This is a genomic window from Nocardiopsis sp. NPDC006832 (assembly GCF_040635885.1).
GTDB lineage: Bacteria > Actinomycetota > Actinomycetes > Streptosporangiales > Streptosporangiaceae > Nocardiopsis.
Genome location: NZ_JBEYLC010000030.1, coordinates 17,667 through 33,677, shown reverse-complemented (window position 1 = coordinate 33,677; position 16,011 = coordinate 17,667). Strand labels below are relative to the sequence as shown.

The window sequence follows — 16,011 nt, the reverse complement described above, 5'->3', positions numbered from 1 at the left end:
AACGATTGAATACTAAGTGTAATCCCTTTGGGTGTGCTTGGTGGTTTCAGAAACAACCCTTTTTCTTGTCGAAGGTGTCCGGAAACTGCTCCGACCAGGGGTGCTCTGTGGGGAGAAGTCGGATGTTCGGCCTATGGGCACACGAAAGGGGCGGCGGGATCATCCCGCCGCCCCTCACCGAACGTGAACGGGCACCCCCGCGGTGCGGGAGGCCGGAGCTACCCTCCGACGACGACCGGGGGGAGGCCGGTGTCGGACTCCCAGGCCTCGTCGCACGCCTTCTGCGAGGAGACCGTGTGCGCTCGCGCCGCGCAGTCCCGGTACTCGGTGACCTGGTCGTTGTAGATGAACAGGACGGAGAGCATCGACGCGGAGATGACCACACCGACCACGCCGAGGACCATGCTCGACAGGGCCCCCGGGGCCTCGGAACCGTTGGTCCGCGCGGCCCGCCGGGCTCGCAGGCCCTGCACCACGCCCATCGCGGACAGCACACCGCTATAGGGCGGGAACAACAGACCCGCAAGGCCCAGGAACAGACCCCACAGGCCGCCTCGCTCGACCTTCGGAGAACGGTCGTCGGCCTGGGTCTCCGGGCTGTTGTCGGTCACAGGTTCACTCCTTCGGTGGCGCCGATGCAGGTGGGGCGCCGTGGACCACCTCCGCCGGGACGGAGGCGGGGCTCTTCGTGCGCGCGGGGAACTCAAGGTCCGCGTGGGGTAGACGCTACCCGGCCCGATAGGGTGGGAGCGCGGACGGGCCGACTGTGCCCATGCCAGTCGATCATGCCCGGCGTACGCGATTTTTCCGGATGCTGCGCCGTCCCCCGGCGCCCCCGGACGTGGGGACCCGGTGTTCCCACACCGTTCTTCTACACATGAGGGAGAAGCACGCTTTGTCCGCGCGAGTGGTGGTTCTCATATCGGGGACAGGCAGCAACATGGCCGCCCTGATGGAAGCCGCGAAGGACCCCGCCTACGGGGTGGAGATCGTCGCCGTCGGCGCCGACCGTGAAGGAACCCGCGGGGTGGAGGTGGCCGAGGCCGCCGGCGTACCCACGTTCGTGGTGCCCTTCCGTGCCTACGGCGACCGTGCCGAGTGGGACACCGCCATGTCCGACCGGATCGCCGAGTACGAGCCCGACCTGGTCGTCTCCGCCGGATTCATGCGCATCCTCGGCCCCGCCGTGGTGGGACGCCACCAAGCGGTCAACATCCACCCGGCCCTGCTCCCCTCCTTCCCCGGCGCGCACGCGGTACGCGACGCGCTCGCCCACGGTGTCCGCGTCACCGGCACCACCATCCACTTCCTCGACGAGGGCGTCGACTCCGGTCCGATCATCGACCAGGTCACGGTGCCCGTCGAGGACGGTGACGACGAGTCCGCCCTCCACGAACGGATCAAGGTCGTGGAGCGGCGCATGCTGGTCGACACGGTCGGCCGGCTCGCCCGCGAGGGCTGGACCATCGACGGTAGGCACGTGCGGTTCGGCCGCACCGACACAGAGGAGAACCGGTGACCCGACAGGCCATCAGGCGTGCGTTGATCAGTGTGTACGACAAGACCGGCCTGACGGAGCTGGGCGCCGGCCTGGCCGCCGCCGGGGTGGAGATCGTCTCCACCGGCTCGACCGCGGCCAAGCTCACCGAGGCGGGCGTCGCCGTCACCCCGGTCGAGGACGTCACGGGCTTCCCCGAGATCATGGAGGGGAGGGTCAAGACCCTCCACCCCGCGGTCCACGCCGGACTGCTCGCCGACCAGGGCGACCCCGAGCACGTCGCCAAGATCGACGAGCTGGGCATCGCCCCCTTCGACCTGGTCGTGGTCAACCTCTATCCCTTCTCCGACACCGTCGCCTCGGGTGCCTCCGAGGCCGACTGCATCGAGAAGATCGACATCGGCGGTCCCGCCATGGTCCGCGCCTCCGCCAAGAACCACGGCAGTGTGGCGATCGTGGTCGACCCGACCGCCTACGACACGGTGCTGGAGGCCGTGCGCGGCGGCGGGTTCACCCTCGACCGGCGCAAGGCCCTGGCCGGGAAGGCCTTCCAGCACACCGCCGCCTACGACGCCGCGGTCGCCGACTGGTTCGCCTCCACCTACGCCCCCGACGGCGAGGCGGCGGAGACCGGCTGGTCGGACTTTCGCGCTTCGGTGTACACCCGCCAGGACACCCTGCGCTACGGGGAGAACCCGCACCAGAAGGCCGCGCTCTACACCGAGGCCGGTGCGAGCGGCGGTCTGGCCGGCGCGGAGCAGTTGCACGGCAAGGCGATGTCGTACAACAACTACGTCGACTCCGACGCCGCCCTGCGCGCCGCCTACGACTTCGAACAGCCGTGCGTGGCCATCATCAAGCACGCCAACCCCTGCGGGATCGCCGTGGGCGTCGACAACACGGAGGCCCACCGCAAGGCGCACGCCTGCGACCCGGTGTCCGCGTTCGGCGGGGTGATCGCCACCAACCGCGAGGTCGGCGCCGGGCTGGCCGCGCAGATCTCCGAGATCTTCACCGAGGTCGTGGTCGCCCCCGCGTTCACCGACGAGGCCGTCGCCACCCTCTCCAAGAAGAAGAACATCCGCCTGCTGGTCGTCGCCGACCCGGCGCGGGGCCCCCGTCAGGAGACCCGTCAGATCAGCGGCGGCCTGCTGGTCCAGGACACCGACGTCATCGACGCCGAGGGTGACGACCCCCTCACCTGGACCCTGGCCACCGGCACCCCCGCCGACGAAGCCACCCTCGCCGACCTCGACTTCGCCTGGAAGGCCGTGCGGGCGGTCAAGTCCAACGCGATCCTCCTCGCCGCCGATGGTGCGACCATCGGTGTGGGCATGGGCCAGGTCAACCGGGTCGACTCCGCGCGTCTGGCGGTCACCCGCGCCGCCGACCGGGTCAAGGGTTCGGTCGCGGCCAGTGACGCGTTCTTCCCGTTCGCGGACGGCCTGGAGATCCTCACCGAGGCCGGGGTGAGCGCCGTCGTCCAGCCGGGTGGTTCCGTGCGCGACGCCGAGGTCATCGCCGCCGCCGAGGCCGTGGGGGTCACCATGTACCTCACCGGCACCCGCCACTTCTTCCACTAGGGGAAACACATGAGCGCGATCGTTCTGGACGGAAAGGCCACCGCGAAGGCCATTCGCGAGGAGCTGATGGAGCGGGTGGCGAAGCTGCACGCCAAGGGCGTCACCCCCGGGCTGGGCACCGTCCTGGTCGGCGACGACCCGGGCAGCCACTCCTACGTGCGCGGCAAGCACCGCGACTGCGCGCAGGTGGGCATCGCGAGCATCCGCCGCGACCTGCCCGCCGACGCCACCCAGGAGCAGGTGGAGCAGGCCGTCCACGAGCTCAACGAGGACCCGGCCTGTACCGGTTACATCGTGCAGTTGCCGCTGCCCAAGGGCCTGGACGAGAACCGGGTGCTGGGACTGATCGACCCGGTCAAGGACGCCGACGGCCTCCAACCGGTCAACCTGGGCAAGCTCGTCCTGATGGAGAAGGCCCCGCTGCCGTGCACCCCGCGCGGCATCGTGGAGCTGCTGCGCCGCTACGAGGTGCCGATCAAGGGCGCCGAGGTCGTCGTGGTGGGCCGTGGCGTGACCGTGGGCCGCCCCCTCGGCCTGCTGCTGACCCGTCGCTCGGAGAACGCCACCGTCACCCTGTGCCACACCGGCACCCGTGACCTGGCCGAGCACACCCGCAAGGCCGACATCGTCGTCGCCGGCGCGGGTGTACCCGGGCTCATCACCGCGGACATGGTCAAGCCGGGCGCCGCGGTGCTGGACGTGGGTGTGTCACGCACCGACTCGGGCCTGGCCGGCGACGTGGCCGCGGGCGTGGACGAGGTCGCCGGGCACCTGTCCCCGAACCCGGGCGGCGTGGGTCCGATGACCCGCGCGATGCTGCTGGTCAACGTGGTCGAGGCCGCCGAACGCCAAGCCGGGATCTCCGCCTGACCGGGAGCCCGACGAAGGGGTGGGCCCGAACGGACCCACCCCTTGTTCTCCAGACCCGGGTCAGCCGGCGCGGCGGGCGTGGCCGACGGGCATCGGTCGGACCAGACCCAGTGCCACCACCTCGTTGGCCAGGCGGGTGCGCCGGTTCTGTCCCTCCGGGATGCGGAACTTCTGGTAGAGGCGCAGCAGGTGCTGTTTGACCGCGGCCTCGGTGACGACCAGGGCCTCGGCGATGTCGCGCGCGGTGGCCGGGGCCACGAACGCCTCCTCCGAGAGCGCCGGCCTGCACAGGGCGGTGAGCACGTCCAGTTCGCGGCGGGTGAGTTCGGGGGCCGAGCCACGGCGCAGCACCTTGTCGGGGCTCAGCTGTTCCTTGGGCAGACCGCCGATCCGGCAGCGGGCGGTGCCGAAGCTCACCACGTCTCCTTCCTCAAGGACGCGGCGGGCGATGGGGCGCCCGTTGACCCGGGTGCCGTTGCGGGAGAGCCCGAGGTCCACCACGTAGACGTAGGGCCCGCGACGGATCAGTTCGGCGTGCAGCTGGGAGACGCTGCGGTCGTCCAGGCGGATGTCCGCCCCCTCGCCACGGCCGACGGTGGTGACCTCACCGGAGAGCGGACACAACTCCGCGCTCTCCTCGACCCGTAGGTAGGGACCCTCCACGGTGACTCCTCCAGTACCGGCCGTGCGCGGTCGATGCGGATACGAGCGTCGGTGCGGGAGGGGTGATTGTCGGGGGACGACGGTTCCGTCTACACGTGGTGTGGGCTTCATGGGGGTCCTCGCTCACCGGTGCGCTCATCTCTGGCTGGGTTACCCGACTGGTACGTGTTCTACGCGCTTACTTCGGAGTTAGAGGGATAAGGCCTGGAAATACGGTCTTGTGTCCCCCTCGGAAGTGGGAAACGGTCGTGGTGACTCTCCGAGTGCGCCATGTCCGTATCCGTGAGCCCTGAGGTGTCGGCGGGGACGGAGACTACAATGGGCGCGGTCCCTCCCGGTGCCGGAACCCGTATCTCAACGGGGCCGATCGAAAACGCCAGGAACATGAGCCACGGGGGAGCGTCTTTCCGTTTCGGACAGCGTTCGTCCCGTCTGGTGGCCGGTCCGTGCCAGACACCGGGGGAGGCCGTGAGGACGAGCCGCGCGGCGGCCGGGAAACCCCGAAAGCGAACAGGTCGGAACGCGGTGAACGACGCGGAGCAGGCTGAGGTTGCGGGATCGGACGGAAACGTCCCCGATGACGGAGGTGAGGACACACCAAGGGGGAAGGTGCCGTATTGGCTCTCCCAGGTGCCCTACGCCCTCGTGTTGTCCGCCTTGGCGGCGGGGATCGTGGTCGTCGCCGCGGCCTACTTCAAACGTGGGCCGGCCATCATCGCCGGAGCCCTGTTGCTCGCGGCGACCTTCCGCCTGTTCCTGCCCAAGGACTGGATCGGCCTGCTGGCGGTGCGCCGCCGTTGGGTCGATCTGGCCACATTGGTGGCCCTCGCGGTCCTGCTGATCGTGTTGGCCTGGGTGGCGCCGCAACTCTCCTCATGAGCGTCTAATAAGCTTGATGTCGAGATACCTCGACACCGAAAAAGCACCGCCTCCCCGGGTGGCACGGACACCCGGCGGGATCAGGGGATCGCCGTGCGCGTGTCGGCCCGAACGTCGGTCACGAACCGACGGAGGGTCTCGCGCGACAAGAGGCGGTAGCGAAGACTGAAGGGACAGCCACACAGCCATGGCCAAGATCAAGGTCGAGAACCCCGTAGTCGAGCTCGACGGCGACGAGATGACCCGGATCATCTGGTCCTTCATCAAGGACCGTCTGATCCTGCCGTACCTCGACGTCGACCTGAAGTACTACGACCTGGGCATCGAGGAGCGCGACCGCACCGACGACCAGATCACCGTCGACGCGGCCAACGCGATCAAGGAGCACGGTGTCGGCGTCAAGTGCGCCACCATCACGCCGGACGAGGCCCGGGTCGAGGAGTTCGGCCTGAAGAAGATGTGGCGGTCGCCGAACGGCACCATCCGCAACATCCTCGGCGGCGTCGTCTTCCGCGAGCCCATCATCTGTGAGAACGTGCCGCGGCTGGTGCCGGGCTGGACCAAGCCGGTCATCATCGGCCGTCACGCCCACGGCGACCAGTACAAGGCCACCGACTTCAAGGTGCCCGGCCCCGGCACGGTCACCATGACCTACACCCCGGCCGACGGCAGCCAGCCGGTCGAGTTCGACGTCGCGAACTTCCCCGAGGCGGGCGGTGTCGCGATGGGCATGTACAACTACCGCAAGTCCATCGAGGACTTCGCGCGCGCCAGCCTCAACTACGGCCTGGACCGCAACTACCCGGTCTACATGTCCACCAAGAACACGATCCTCAAGGCCTACGACGGCATGTTCAAGGACGTGTTCGAGGAGATCTTCGAGACGGAGTTCAAGGACAAGTTCGCCGCCGCCGGCCTGACCTATGAGCACCGTTTGATCGACGACATGGTCGCGGCCGCGCTCAAGTGGGAGGGCGGCTACGTCTGGGCGTGCAAGAACTACGACGGTGACGTCCAGTCCGACACCGTCGCCCAGGGCTACGGCTCGCTCGGCCTGATGACCTCGGTGCTGCGCACCGCGGACGGCCGTACCGTCGAGGCCGAGGCCGCCCACGGCACCGTGACCCGGCACTACCGCCAGCACCAGCAGGGCAAGCCCACCTCGACCAACCCGATCGCCTCCATCTTCGCGTGGACCCGTGGTCTGGAGCACCGGGGCAAGCTGGACAACACCCCGAAGGTCATCGAGTTCGCCAACACCCTTGAGGACGTCGTCATCAAGACCGTCGAGGGCGGCCAGATGACCAAGGACCTCGCTCTGCTGGTCGGTTCCGAGCAGGAGTGGCTGACCACCGAGCAGTTCCTCGCCGCGCTGGACGAGAACCTGAGCAAGCGTCTCGGCTAGGCAGGAGCGGAGGGTTCCTCACCAGGGCGTCTTGAGCCGGCGCCCACGCTGAGACACCGCTCACGCCCGGGTGTCCCCAAGGGGGCACCCGGGCTTCGTCGTCTCCGGGGTCGATGCGCGGTGAAATGCCGTTTCCATGGGGTTTCGAGTTCACGCGATCGACGAACTCACCCGGCGTGTTTCCTCTGTTCGGGCCCCATGGAAGTGCCGGTGGTGGGAAGATGGTGGTGTCGAGAGGGAGTTCCCGGCCCTAGTGCGATGTATGACACGTGCATACGATTCGCACCTTTGGCGAACTTTGACTTATGGTGGAGACACGCCGGTGAGAACCGGCAGGCCAGAGCGGGTTTCGAGCCCCTCGGCCACCACGAGCCGACGTGCCGGCCGTGCGCCCGCTGGGGGGTAGGCGCGCACAGTACGGAACGTCACGAAGAAGGGCCCGTCACTCCGGTGACGGGCCCTTCGACTTTCTCCGAAATCCCCCCGAACCCCGAAACCCGGAACGGGTTTCCCCCGAACGGCCCCGGACGCGCACCGGCCCCCGTACCGGCCGTGGAATCGGGGGATTCCCACGACGGTGACGGGGGCCGGGCGCGAGGACGCGACGGTGCCGCCGATCCGGATCAGTCCTGCATGGCCTCCTCGGGGATCGGCTCGCCCTCGTTCATGGCGTCGAACATCAGCTGCGACCGGCTCTCGTCCCACAACACGACCGAACCCACGCCGTCCAGGGTGGGGGTCTCACCGACCGGCACCGCCGTGGTCTGGGTGCCGCCGCGCATCGCCAGCAGCATCGTCGCCAGGTGACGCAGCTTGTCGCCCTCGTCGACCATGAACGTGTCGGTGCCGGCGAGTACCAGGGGGACGGACTGGAAGGGGTTGAAGAGTGTGGAGGGGGCGCTGGCCTCCTGAATCAGCGCGGAGAAGAACTCGCGCTGACGCTGGATCCGGTCCAGGTCGGCGCGGGGGGTGGCTCGGGTACGGACGTAACCCAACGCGGTGCCGCCGTCCATCTCCTGGCAGCCCGCCTCGATGTCCAGGCCCGCCTTCGGGTCCGCCATCGGTTCCTCGGGGCACAGCTCCACGCCGCCGACGGCGTCGACCAGGTCGACGAAGCCGCCCATGCCGATCTCGACGTAGTGGTCGATCCGCACGTTCGAGGCCTGTTCAAAGGCCTGGACCAGGGGAGCGGGACCACCGCAGACCTCCTCACCCTCCTCGTCGGCGCCGCACACCGAGTCGGCGAAGGCCGTGTTGATCTTGTTGTCCGCGTAGCCGGGGATGGGCATCGGGACGTAGGAGTCGCGGGGCACGCTCACGATCGTGGGTTCGCCGTCGCGCGGCACGTACAGGATCATGATGGTGTCGGTGCGGCGGCCCTCGGCGTTGCCGGTGGCCAACTCCTGCATCTGTTCCTCGTCCATGCCCTCGCGGCTGTCGGAGCCCACGATCATGTACGTGGTGCCGCGAGCGCTGTCCGGACGGCCCTCGTAGTCCTGCAGGGCCTCCACGCGTTCCAGCCGCGAGTTCGCCCACAGGTAGAAGCCTCCGGGCACCACCAGCAGCAGGACCAACAGGACGACCAGGGTGTTGCGGAAGCGCTTCTTGCGCTGCTCCTTCGCGCGACGCTGGATGCCGCGGCCGTCGTACTCGCGTCCGCTGCTGTGGGTGCGTCTCTTGCGGGCGCGGTGCGGGGGCACCTGGTCGGCGGGGGGAAGGCGACGGGTCTCGCCCACCACACGCTGCTCGGACTCGCGCGAGCGGTAGAGCTTCTCGAAAGCGTCCGGCTTCTCGGGGTCGCCGGAACGTCGGAACACGCCACCTCTGTTGTGTTCGCCGGTCGAGCCGGGTTCCCCCCGATGTCGTCGGTCAGCCATGGGTTCGCCTATCTGGTCCGCGCCGTGTGTCGCTCTTGATGTCCTATGTCCCTTGTGATCGCTGACAGAGTATTCCGGTTCGCTTCGATCCCGGTTAAGAGTGGAAAGAGGGGGCGACCTCTCCCGGAGATCGGGATCAGGCCACCCTGCGAGCGCCCTCCGAAGGCACGGCCACCCGTACACGGGGTTCGGGACGGCCTCTGCGGCGGAACGCTTCGATCACCCCGTGGGTGACGTCCGCCACCCGATCGGACGGGACCAGGGCGAAGCAGGTTCCCGCCCAGCCGGTCATCCGGGCACCGCGGGCGCCCGCGAGCGCGGCGGCCTCCACGGCCACCTCCACCGCCGGCAGCGGCAGGTCGAACTTGCGCAGGGACAGGTGGGACGAGGACAGGATCGGACCGACCTCGCCGAACCGGTCGGTCCGCAGCAGTCCGACCGCCGCGTTGAGCCGGTGGGTCTCGGTGACGGCGAACTCCACCCGGTCGCGCAGCACGGGGTTCTGGATCCTGCGCAGGGTCGCCCGCAGGTCCTGGATCGCCCGAAGCGGACCCAGGAGTTCCTGGGCCCGGGACAGTTCGGCGGCACGGACCGGCCTGAGGTCGCGCCGGGGGAGTGCGCCGGTGTCGACGACGATCAGGCGCAGGTCGGCCGCGGCCAGGTCGAAGGGGAAGAGCGCGGTGCGGCCGCTGCCCTGGTTCACCCGGACGACCCGACCGGCCTCGGCGTCCAGGCACACGCGCCTGGACACCGGTACCTCCTCGGTCGGGTCGGACCCGGACAGGTCCGCCAGCGCCAGGGTCACGGCGGCGCCCAGCGCCGCGGAGTGTCCGAGGGAGGCGTGCGCGGGTAGATCCGCGCCGAACATCACCCGGATCCCCTGACCGTCGCCCAGCCGGCCACAGGCGCGCGCGGAGGCCGCGACGGCCGCCACCTCACGCGTGGCCCGGTGCCGATCGCTCAGCGGGCCGTTGGGCGTCGCCGTTCGCGTGCGACCGTCGTCGGAGACGTCGATCGCCGCGGTGATCCCCCACGGAAGGGCGACGAACAGGGCGGGCCCTCCGACGGCGGCGTTGTGCTCGCCCATCAACGCCACACGTCCCGGCGCGCGCCAGAGCCCGGAGGGTTCGACACCGAACCACTTCACGAACCCGGCCGTCAGCGCGGTGGGCCCGGGCGCGGCCTCCGGCCACGTCCCGACCGGGCCGCCCTCGCCCGCGCCCAACACCGCGCGCAACCGCGCCCCGGTGACACCCACGTCCCGACCTCCGTCGCCTCCGCTGATCCAGGGTCCAAGTCTGCCGTGCGTTCGGTACCGCCCGGGCGGGGGGTTTTCCCTTGTCGGCCGGGGCAAGGCTAGGGTTGCGAATCCACCGGGGATCACGGGGTCTTCCGTTCGGGCGCCCGAACACGCCAAAGCGCCGGCGGAGGCCCGGCAGGACACAGGGAGGACGATGGCCGGCGTCTTGGATCGGGCCAAGGACATGGCCGGTCGCTACCGGAACATGGCGATGGACGCCTACTGGGGGTTGCGGCACCGATCTCCGGCCTTCGACCACCTGGTGCGGGCCGGCGAGCGTTACACGGACCGCAACGGCAACCAGTTGGCCGGCGCTGTCACCTACTTCGCGTTCCTGTCCTTCTTCCCGCTGTTGGCGTTGGCCTTCGCGGTCGTGGGTTTCCTGGCGGCTCGCCAGGTGGAGCTCACCCACTACCTGGAGGGCGCGCTCGACGAGGTGCTGCCGGGGTTGTCCCGGCAGCTGCCCATGGATCAGATCGCGGACGCCCGTGTGGGCGCGAGTGTGATCGGGGCGCTCGGTCTGCTGTACGCGGGGCTGAACTCGGTCGCGGCGTTGCGCGAGGCGCTGCACTCGATCTGGCTGAAGAGCGTCAAACAGGGCCCCAACGCCGTGCTGCGCAAGCTGGGCGATCTGCTGGTGATGCTCGGGCTCGGCATGGCGTTGCTGTTCACCGTGGCCTTCACCAGCGTCATGCAGACCGCGACGGTCTGGTTGTTGTCCCTGGTGGACCTGGACGAGTCGTTGCCGGCCAACCTCCTGTTGCGGGCCCTGGCGTTGGTGATCGCCATCGCCGTGAACACCTGCCTGTTCCTGCTGGTGTTCACGCTGTTGTCGGGGACGGGGCGGCCGACCCGGATGATGTGGCGGGGCGCTCTGCTGGGCGCGGTCGGGTTTGAGGTGCTCAAGACCCTGGCGGCGACGCTGCTGGCCGGAACGCTCGCCAACCCGGTGTACGCGTCCTTCGCGGTCCTGGTGGGGTTGCTGGTCTGGATCAACCTGGTCATGCGCGTGGTGATGTTCAGCGCGGCGTGGACGGCGACCTGGCTGCCGATACCGCCGCCGTACACGGGTTCGCTGCCGAGCCCGGACGAGACCGGGGTGGATTGGACACGACCGACCCCGGTGCTGCGCCCGAGCGAGAAGGCACTGGCCGAGCGTCGATGGGCCCGTCGGACCCTCGCCTACGGATTGTCGCTGATGGGGGCGGGCGCCACCGCGATCGGAGTGGCTTCGGTAATGCGACGCGGGCGGGATGGGAAGCCCGTGAAAAAGGGTTCCGGCGGGTGATTTCCTCCGTTTATTGGCCCTGAAGTCCGTATGCGCGACGCTTACGGTGGGTAGTCCTCCCGTGTCCCGGTCGAATCGGTGCGCCGGGCTGAGCGGTGAGACGGCCGAAGGGTCGTCCACACCTTGCGGAGGGCAGATGGGAATCGCATTCAAGTCATCCGAACGTGCGACGTTAGGCGTGGAGTGGGAACTCCAGATCGTCGATCGGAACAGTCGCCACCTGCGTCAGGAGGCGCGGGAACTCCTCGCGGAACTCCCGGACCTCAGTGCCGACGCGGCGGTACCCCCGCTGCGCCACGAACTCATGCAGTCCCAGATCGAGGTGGTGACGGGGATCTGCGAGACGGTGGAGGAGGCCAAGCGCGACCTCGCCCGCAACGTCGGCCGGATGCGTGAGGTGCTGGAGCCCCGTGGCGCCGTCCTGACGTGTTCGGGCACGCATCCGATGGACCACTGGCAGGACCAGTCGCTCAGTCCGGGCGAGCGCTACGGCGAGCTGGTGGAGCAGATGCAGTGGTTGGCCCGGCGCATCCTCACCTGTGGCGTTCATGTGCACGTCGGGGTGCGCGGCCAGGAGAAGGCCATTCCGATCGTGAACGCGCTCACGAAGTACATCCCTCATTTTCTTGCTTTGAGTGCTTCGTCCCCATTCTGGGGTGGATATGACACGGGACTGGCCTCCGCGCGGTCCATTGTCTTCGGTGCCCTCCCCACCTCCGGTCCGCCGCCCAACCTCCCTGGTTGGCCGGCTTTCGAGGAATACCTCGAAACCCTTCTCAAGGCAGGTACCATCGCCTCTATCAAGGAAGTGTGGTGGGACATCCGTCCGCACCCGGACTTCGGCACCATCGAGATCCGGATGTTCGACGGGATTCCCACCTTGCGCGAGGTGGGAATGGCCGCCGCTCTCTCCCAGAGCCTGGTGGAGTTGTTCGATCACCAGCTCGACCGCGGGTACGGCTTGCCCAGCCCGCCGTCCTGGGTGGTGAACGACAACAAGTGGCGGGCCACCCGTTACGGACTCGACGCTCGTGTCATCACGGACTCGTACGGAACCACCGTCCCGATCCGGGACGACCTGTACGAGCTGGTCCGCGAGTTGACCCCGGTCGCCGCCCGCCTGGGCTGCGCGGAGGACCTGGACCTGATCTCCGAGATCCTGGACAAGGGCGCCTCCTACGAACGCCAGCGTGCGGTCGTCTCCCAGGGAGGCTCGCTCCAGGACGTCGTGGACCTGCTGGCCGGCGAGTTCGACGCGGACCCCACCCGTGCCACGGTCGGCGTCGGTGACGGAGCCGGCGCACGATAACGACGTGTGAAGTAATAGAGGGGACCCTCCATGCGGGGACGTGACCTGCCGGAACAGTTGACCGCTTTTCTGGCGCGCCATGAACGGGAGCTCACGGGCTTCCGCCGGGACCTGCACATGCACCCGGAGCTCGCGTTCGCCGAGCACCGCACCACGGGTCGTCTCGCCGAACGTCTTCGCGCGGTCGGTCTGGAACCCAAGGAACTGCCCCAGGGCACCGGTCTGATCTGTGACGTCGGTGAGGGCCCCGGCCCCCTGGTCGCCCTTCGCGCCGACATCGACGCCCTCCCCCTGGCGGACGAGAAGGACGTCCCCTACCGCTCCACCGTCCCGGGCGCCGCGCACGCCTGCGGACACGACGTGCACACCACGGTCCTGCTGGCCACGGGGATCTTCCTCGCCCAGCAGGCCCGTGCGGGTGCGCTGCCCGGCCGAGTGCGGCTCCTCTTCCAGCCCGCCGAGGAGCTGCCCGGCGGGGCGGTGGAGGTGGTCAACGCCGGCGGGATGGAGGACGTACAGCGCGTCTTCGCCCTGCACTGCGACCCCCGGCTGATGGTCGGCAGGGTGGGGCTGCGCACGGGTGGCATCACCGCCGCCTGTGACCAACTCCTGGTCCGCCTGTCCGGACCGGGCGGCCACACCGCCCGTCCGCACCTGACCTCCGACCTGGTCTACGCCCTGGGCAAGGTGGTCACCGAACTTCCCGCGGTGCTGTCCCGACGCATCGACCCACGGGCCGGGTTCAGCCTGGTCTGGGGCCGCATCAGCGCCGGTTCGGCCCCCAACGTCATCCCCGACGACGCCGTGGCCGAGGGCACCGTGCGCTGCCTGGACGACGAGGCCTGGCACCAGGCCCCCGACATCGTCAAGGGGCTGGTGGAGTCGGTGGCGTCCGCCTACGGAGCCGACACCGAGGTCACCTACCGTCGTGGAGTGCCGCCCACCATCAACGAGGCCACCAGCGTCGACATCATGCGCGAGGCCGTCACCCTGGCACTGGGCCCCGACGCGGTCGCCCCCACCGCGCAGAGCCTGGGCGGGGAGGACTTCGCCTGGTACCTGGAGCACGCTCCCGGTGCGTTGGCCCGGCTGGGCACCCACTCCCCGGACTGGGACGGTCCCATGCTCGATCTGCATCGGGGCACCTTCGACGTCGACGAGCGCGCCATCGGCGTGGGCACCCGCTTCATGGTCACCACAGCGCTCACCGCGCTGTGGGACATCACCCGCGAGGGCGTGCACGCGGACCGAGAGGCGCTCGCCTGACCAGTACCCGATCGGTGGCTTCTGCCGGATTCTCGGCAACTTCGTGCCGCCCCGTCGGGTGCGCTCACCTCCCAGTGGCATCCTGATGAGATGAATCAGCCACTGACTGTCGAACAGATCCGGAGGGCGCCGAAGGTGCTCCTCCACGACCACCTCGATGGCGGTCTTCGTCCGTCCACGGTGGTGGAACTGGCCCGCGAGACGGGCTACAAGGGACTGCCCACCTACGACGCGGAGGAACTGGGCCACTGGTTCCGGGAGGCCTCCGACTCCGGTTCGCTGGAGCGGTACCTGGAGACCTTCGCCCACACCACGGCGGTCATGCAGACCCGTGAGTCCCTGGTGCGGGTCGCCGCGGAGGCGGCCGAGGACCTGGCCGCCGACGGCGTGGTCTACGCCGAGCAGCGCTACGCTCCCGAACAGCACCTGGAGGCCGGGCTCAGCCTGGAGGAGGTCGTCGAGGCCGTCCAGGAGGGGCTGGACCTGGGGCGCAAGCGTGCGGCCGACGCCGGGAACGACATCCGCACCGGGCAGCTGGTGACCGCGATGCGGCACGCGGCGCGCTCCTCGGAGATCGCCGAGTTGGCGGTCCGCTACCGCGACCAGGGCGTGTCCGGTTTCGACATCGCGGGGGCGGAGGCCGGCAACCCGCCCACCCGACACCTGGACGCGTTCGAGTACCTGCGTCGGGAGAACTTCCACTTCACCATCCACGCCGGTGAGGCGTTCGGGTTGCCCTCCATCTGGGAGGCGCTCCAGTGGTGCGGCTGTGACCGTCTCGGCCATGGCGTGCGCATCATCGACGACATCACCGTCGAGGAGAACGGTGCCCCGCGCCTGGGCCGGTTGGCCCAGTACGTGCGGGACAAGCGGGTGCCGCTGGAGATGTGCCCGAGCTCCAACATCCAGACCGGTGCCGCCGATTCCATCGCCGAACACCCGATCGGGCTGCTGCGCGACCTGCGCTTCCGGGTCACCGTCAACACCGACAACCGGCTCCAGAGCGGCGTCACCCTGTCGGAGGAGTTCGCCAAGCTCAGCGAGGCGTTCGGCTACGGCTGGGACGACTTGCAGTGGTTCACGGTCAACGCCATGAAGTCGGCGTTCCTGCCCTTCGACGAGCGGTTGTCGCTGATCAACGGGATCATCAAGCCGGGGTTCGCGCAGTTGAAGTGGGCGACGAACTGATGACATCGGGTAGAGACGGCGCCCGGGGCGCCACCGTCACCCACGCCTCCACCTCCTCTCGGGTGATGGCGATCGTGTGGATCGTCATCGCGGCCCTGCTGTTGGTGGACCTGGTGCTGCGGGGCAGCGACCGGATGGCCTGGATCGCCGGTTCGGTCCTGCTGCTGACCGTCGCGTGCGTCTACCTGGCCTGGCTGCGCCCTCGGGTGGTCTCCACCCCACGGGGGATCAGGATGGTCAACCCGTTGCGGGAGACGTTCGTGCCCTGGGCGTCCGTGGTGTGGGTGGACGTCGTGGACGTGCTGCGGGTGCACACGCCCGAGGGCGAGTTCCGTTCCTGGCCGCTGCGGGAGACCAAGCGGGCCAAGGTCCGGGAGAACCTGCGCCGGGACTCCGGCTACCTGGATTCGGGCGAGGACGAGGATCCCACCAAGATGCGCCCGGTGGAACTGATCGCGCGGGACCTGCGCCAGGACGCCGAGCGGTACAAGGCGCGTCCGCTGCCCGGACCCATCAAGGTGGTCGCCGAGGAGGGCCCCGCCGCGTTGGGCGCCGAGGACCGACCGCAGACGATGGTCCCCTTGGAGGTGATCGTGGTCGGGGTGGCCGCCGTGGTGCAGCTCGTGGCGGTCCTGCTGCTGACCTGAGTCACGCTTTCCCCGGATCGAACCCGGTCCCCGCACGGCGGGCGGCCGGGTTCCGTCTTCGCCGAATTCGGGGTTGACGCGCACCTGGAAGTTCTGGTTAGGTTAGGCATGCCTAAGGGAGAGTGTTCCGGGTGGGCGGGCTTCGCGCGGATGGCCACCCACCCGGACCTTCTTTCCAAGGCACGCGCGCGGTTCAACCGAATAATGGGAAGTAAGAGGTGTCGCTCGTCGCGAGTCC

14 protein-coding genes are annotated in these 16,011 nt (G+C 69.1%); 10 read left to right on the top strand and 4 right to left on the bottom strand.

Features of this window, described 5'->3' with window-relative positions; genetic code table 11:
* Positions 1–218: 218 nt before the first annotated feature.
* Positions 219–611, bottom strand: coding sequence for a DUF4190 domain-containing protein (locus ABZ717_RS15785; protein WP_358510367.1), 393 nt, complete (start codon positions 609–611; stop codon positions 219–221).
* A 296-nt stretch (positions 612–907) separates the two neighbouring features.
* Between ABZ717_RS15785 and purN the strand changes: the two genes are divergently transcribed.
* The 3 genes from purN to ABZ717_RS15770 are packed head-to-tail and all read left to right on the top strand — an operon-like array spanning position 908 to position 3,951.
* On the top strand, positions 908–1,519 hold the full coding sequence (gene purN / locus ABZ717_RS15780) for a phosphoribosylglycinamide formyltransferase (RefSeq protein ID WP_358510467.1): 612 nt from the start codon (positions 908–910) through the stop codon (positions 1,517–1,519).
* Positions 1,516–3,081, top strand: a complete 1,566-nt coding sequence (purH, locus tag ABZ717_RS15775) for a bifunctional phosphoribosylaminoimidazolecarboxamide formyltransferase/IMP cyclohydrolase (RefSeq protein WP_358510364.1) — start codon at positions 1,516–1,518, stop codon at positions 3,079–3,081. Before purN ends, purH begins: the two co-directional genes overlap by 4 nt.
* Before the next feature lie 9 nt (positions 3,082–3,090).
* On the top strand, positions 3,091–3,951 hold the full coding sequence (locus ABZ717_RS15770; protein WP_358510361.1) for a bifunctional methylenetetrahydrofolate dehydrogenase/methenyltetrahydrofolate cyclohydrolase: 861 nt from the start codon (positions 3,091–3,093) through the stop codon (positions 3,949–3,951).
* A gap of 60 nt (positions 3,952–4,011) precedes the next feature.
* On the opposite strand, the gene ABZ717_RS15765 is transcribed toward ABZ717_RS15770, so the two are convergent.
* The gene (locus ABZ717_RS15765) at positions 4,012–4,614 is read right to left on the bottom strand and encodes an FHA domain-containing protein (protein WP_358510358.1); all 603 of its coding nucleotides are present in this window, start codon (positions 4,612–4,614) and stop codon (positions 4,012–4,014) included.
* Positions 4,615–5,139: 525 nt separating this feature from the next.
* Between ABZ717_RS15765 and ABZ717_RS15760 the strand changes: the two genes are divergently transcribed.
* Together ABZ717_RS15760 and ABZ717_RS15755 are read left to right on the top strand one after the other, a co-directional pair.
* Entirely contained in the window at positions 5,140–5,493 is a 354-nt protein-coding gene (locus ABZ717_RS15760) for a DUF3017 domain-containing protein (protein WP_358510355.1), read from the top strand.
* A 187-nt stretch (positions 5,494–5,680) separates the two neighbouring features.
* Complete coding sequence (locus ABZ717_RS15755) at positions 5,681–6,898, top strand: NADP-dependent isocitrate dehydrogenase (RefSeq protein WP_358510352.1); 1,218 nt, start codon at positions 5,681–5,683, stop codon at positions 6,896–6,898.
* Between the two features lie 623 nt (positions 6,899–7,521).
* Here the strand turns inward: ABZ717_RS15755 and ABZ717_RS15750 are convergent.
* Both ABZ717_RS15750 and ABZ717_RS15745 read right to left on the bottom strand, forming a co-directional pair.
* Positions 7,522–8,775, bottom strand: coding sequence for an LCP family protein (locus ABZ717_RS15750; RefSeq protein WP_358510349.1), 1,254 nt, complete (start codon positions 8,773–8,775; stop codon positions 7,522–7,524).
* Between the two features lie 136 nt (positions 8,776–8,911).
* Positions 8,912–10,033 (bottom strand): galactokinase family protein, encoded by a 1,122-nt coding sequence (locus tag ABZ717_RS15745; RefSeq protein WP_358510346.1) that lies wholly within the window; start codon positions 10,031–10,033, stop codon positions 8,912–8,914.
* A 196-nt stretch (positions 10,034–10,229) separates the two neighbouring features.
* Here ABZ717_RS15745 and ABZ717_RS15740 point away from each other — a divergent pair, with 196 nt between their 5' ends.
* The 5 genes from ABZ717_RS15740 to ABZ717_RS15720 all read left to right on the top strand — a co-directional run bounded on the left by ABZ717_RS15740 (position 10,230) and on the right by ABZ717_RS15720 (position 15,773).
* Positions 10,230–11,363 (top strand): YhjD/YihY/BrkB family envelope integrity protein, encoded by a 1,134-nt coding sequence (locus ABZ717_RS15740; protein ID WP_358510343.1) that lies wholly within the window; start codon positions 10,230–10,232, stop codon positions 11,361–11,363.
* 136 nt (positions 11,364–11,499) lie between these two features.
* Entirely contained in the window at positions 11,500–12,672 is a 1,173-nt protein-coding gene (locus ABZ717_RS15735; RefSeq protein WP_358510340.1) for a glutamate--cysteine ligase, read from the top strand.
* Positions 12,673–12,702: 30 nt separating this feature from the next.
* Complete coding sequence (locus ABZ717_RS15730; protein WP_358510337.1) at positions 12,703–13,938, top strand: M20 family metallopeptidase; 1,236 nt, start codon at positions 12,703–12,705, stop codon at positions 13,936–13,938.
* A 90-nt stretch (positions 13,939–14,028) separates the two neighbouring features.
* Positions 14,029–15,126 carry an adenosine deaminase gene (locus tag ABZ717_RS15725; RefSeq protein ID WP_358510335.1) on the top strand — a complete coding sequence of 366 codons (1,098 nt, stop codon included), beginning with the start codon at positions 14,029–14,031 and terminating at the stop codon, positions 15,124–15,126.
* Positions 15,126–15,773, top strand: coding sequence for a PH domain-containing protein (locus ABZ717_RS15720; RefSeq protein ID WP_358510332.1), 648 nt, complete (start codon positions 15,126–15,128; stop codon positions 15,771–15,773). Before ABZ717_RS15725 ends, ABZ717_RS15720 begins: the two co-directional genes overlap by 1 nt.
* The last annotated feature ends 238 nt before the right edge of the window (positions 15,774–16,011 follow it).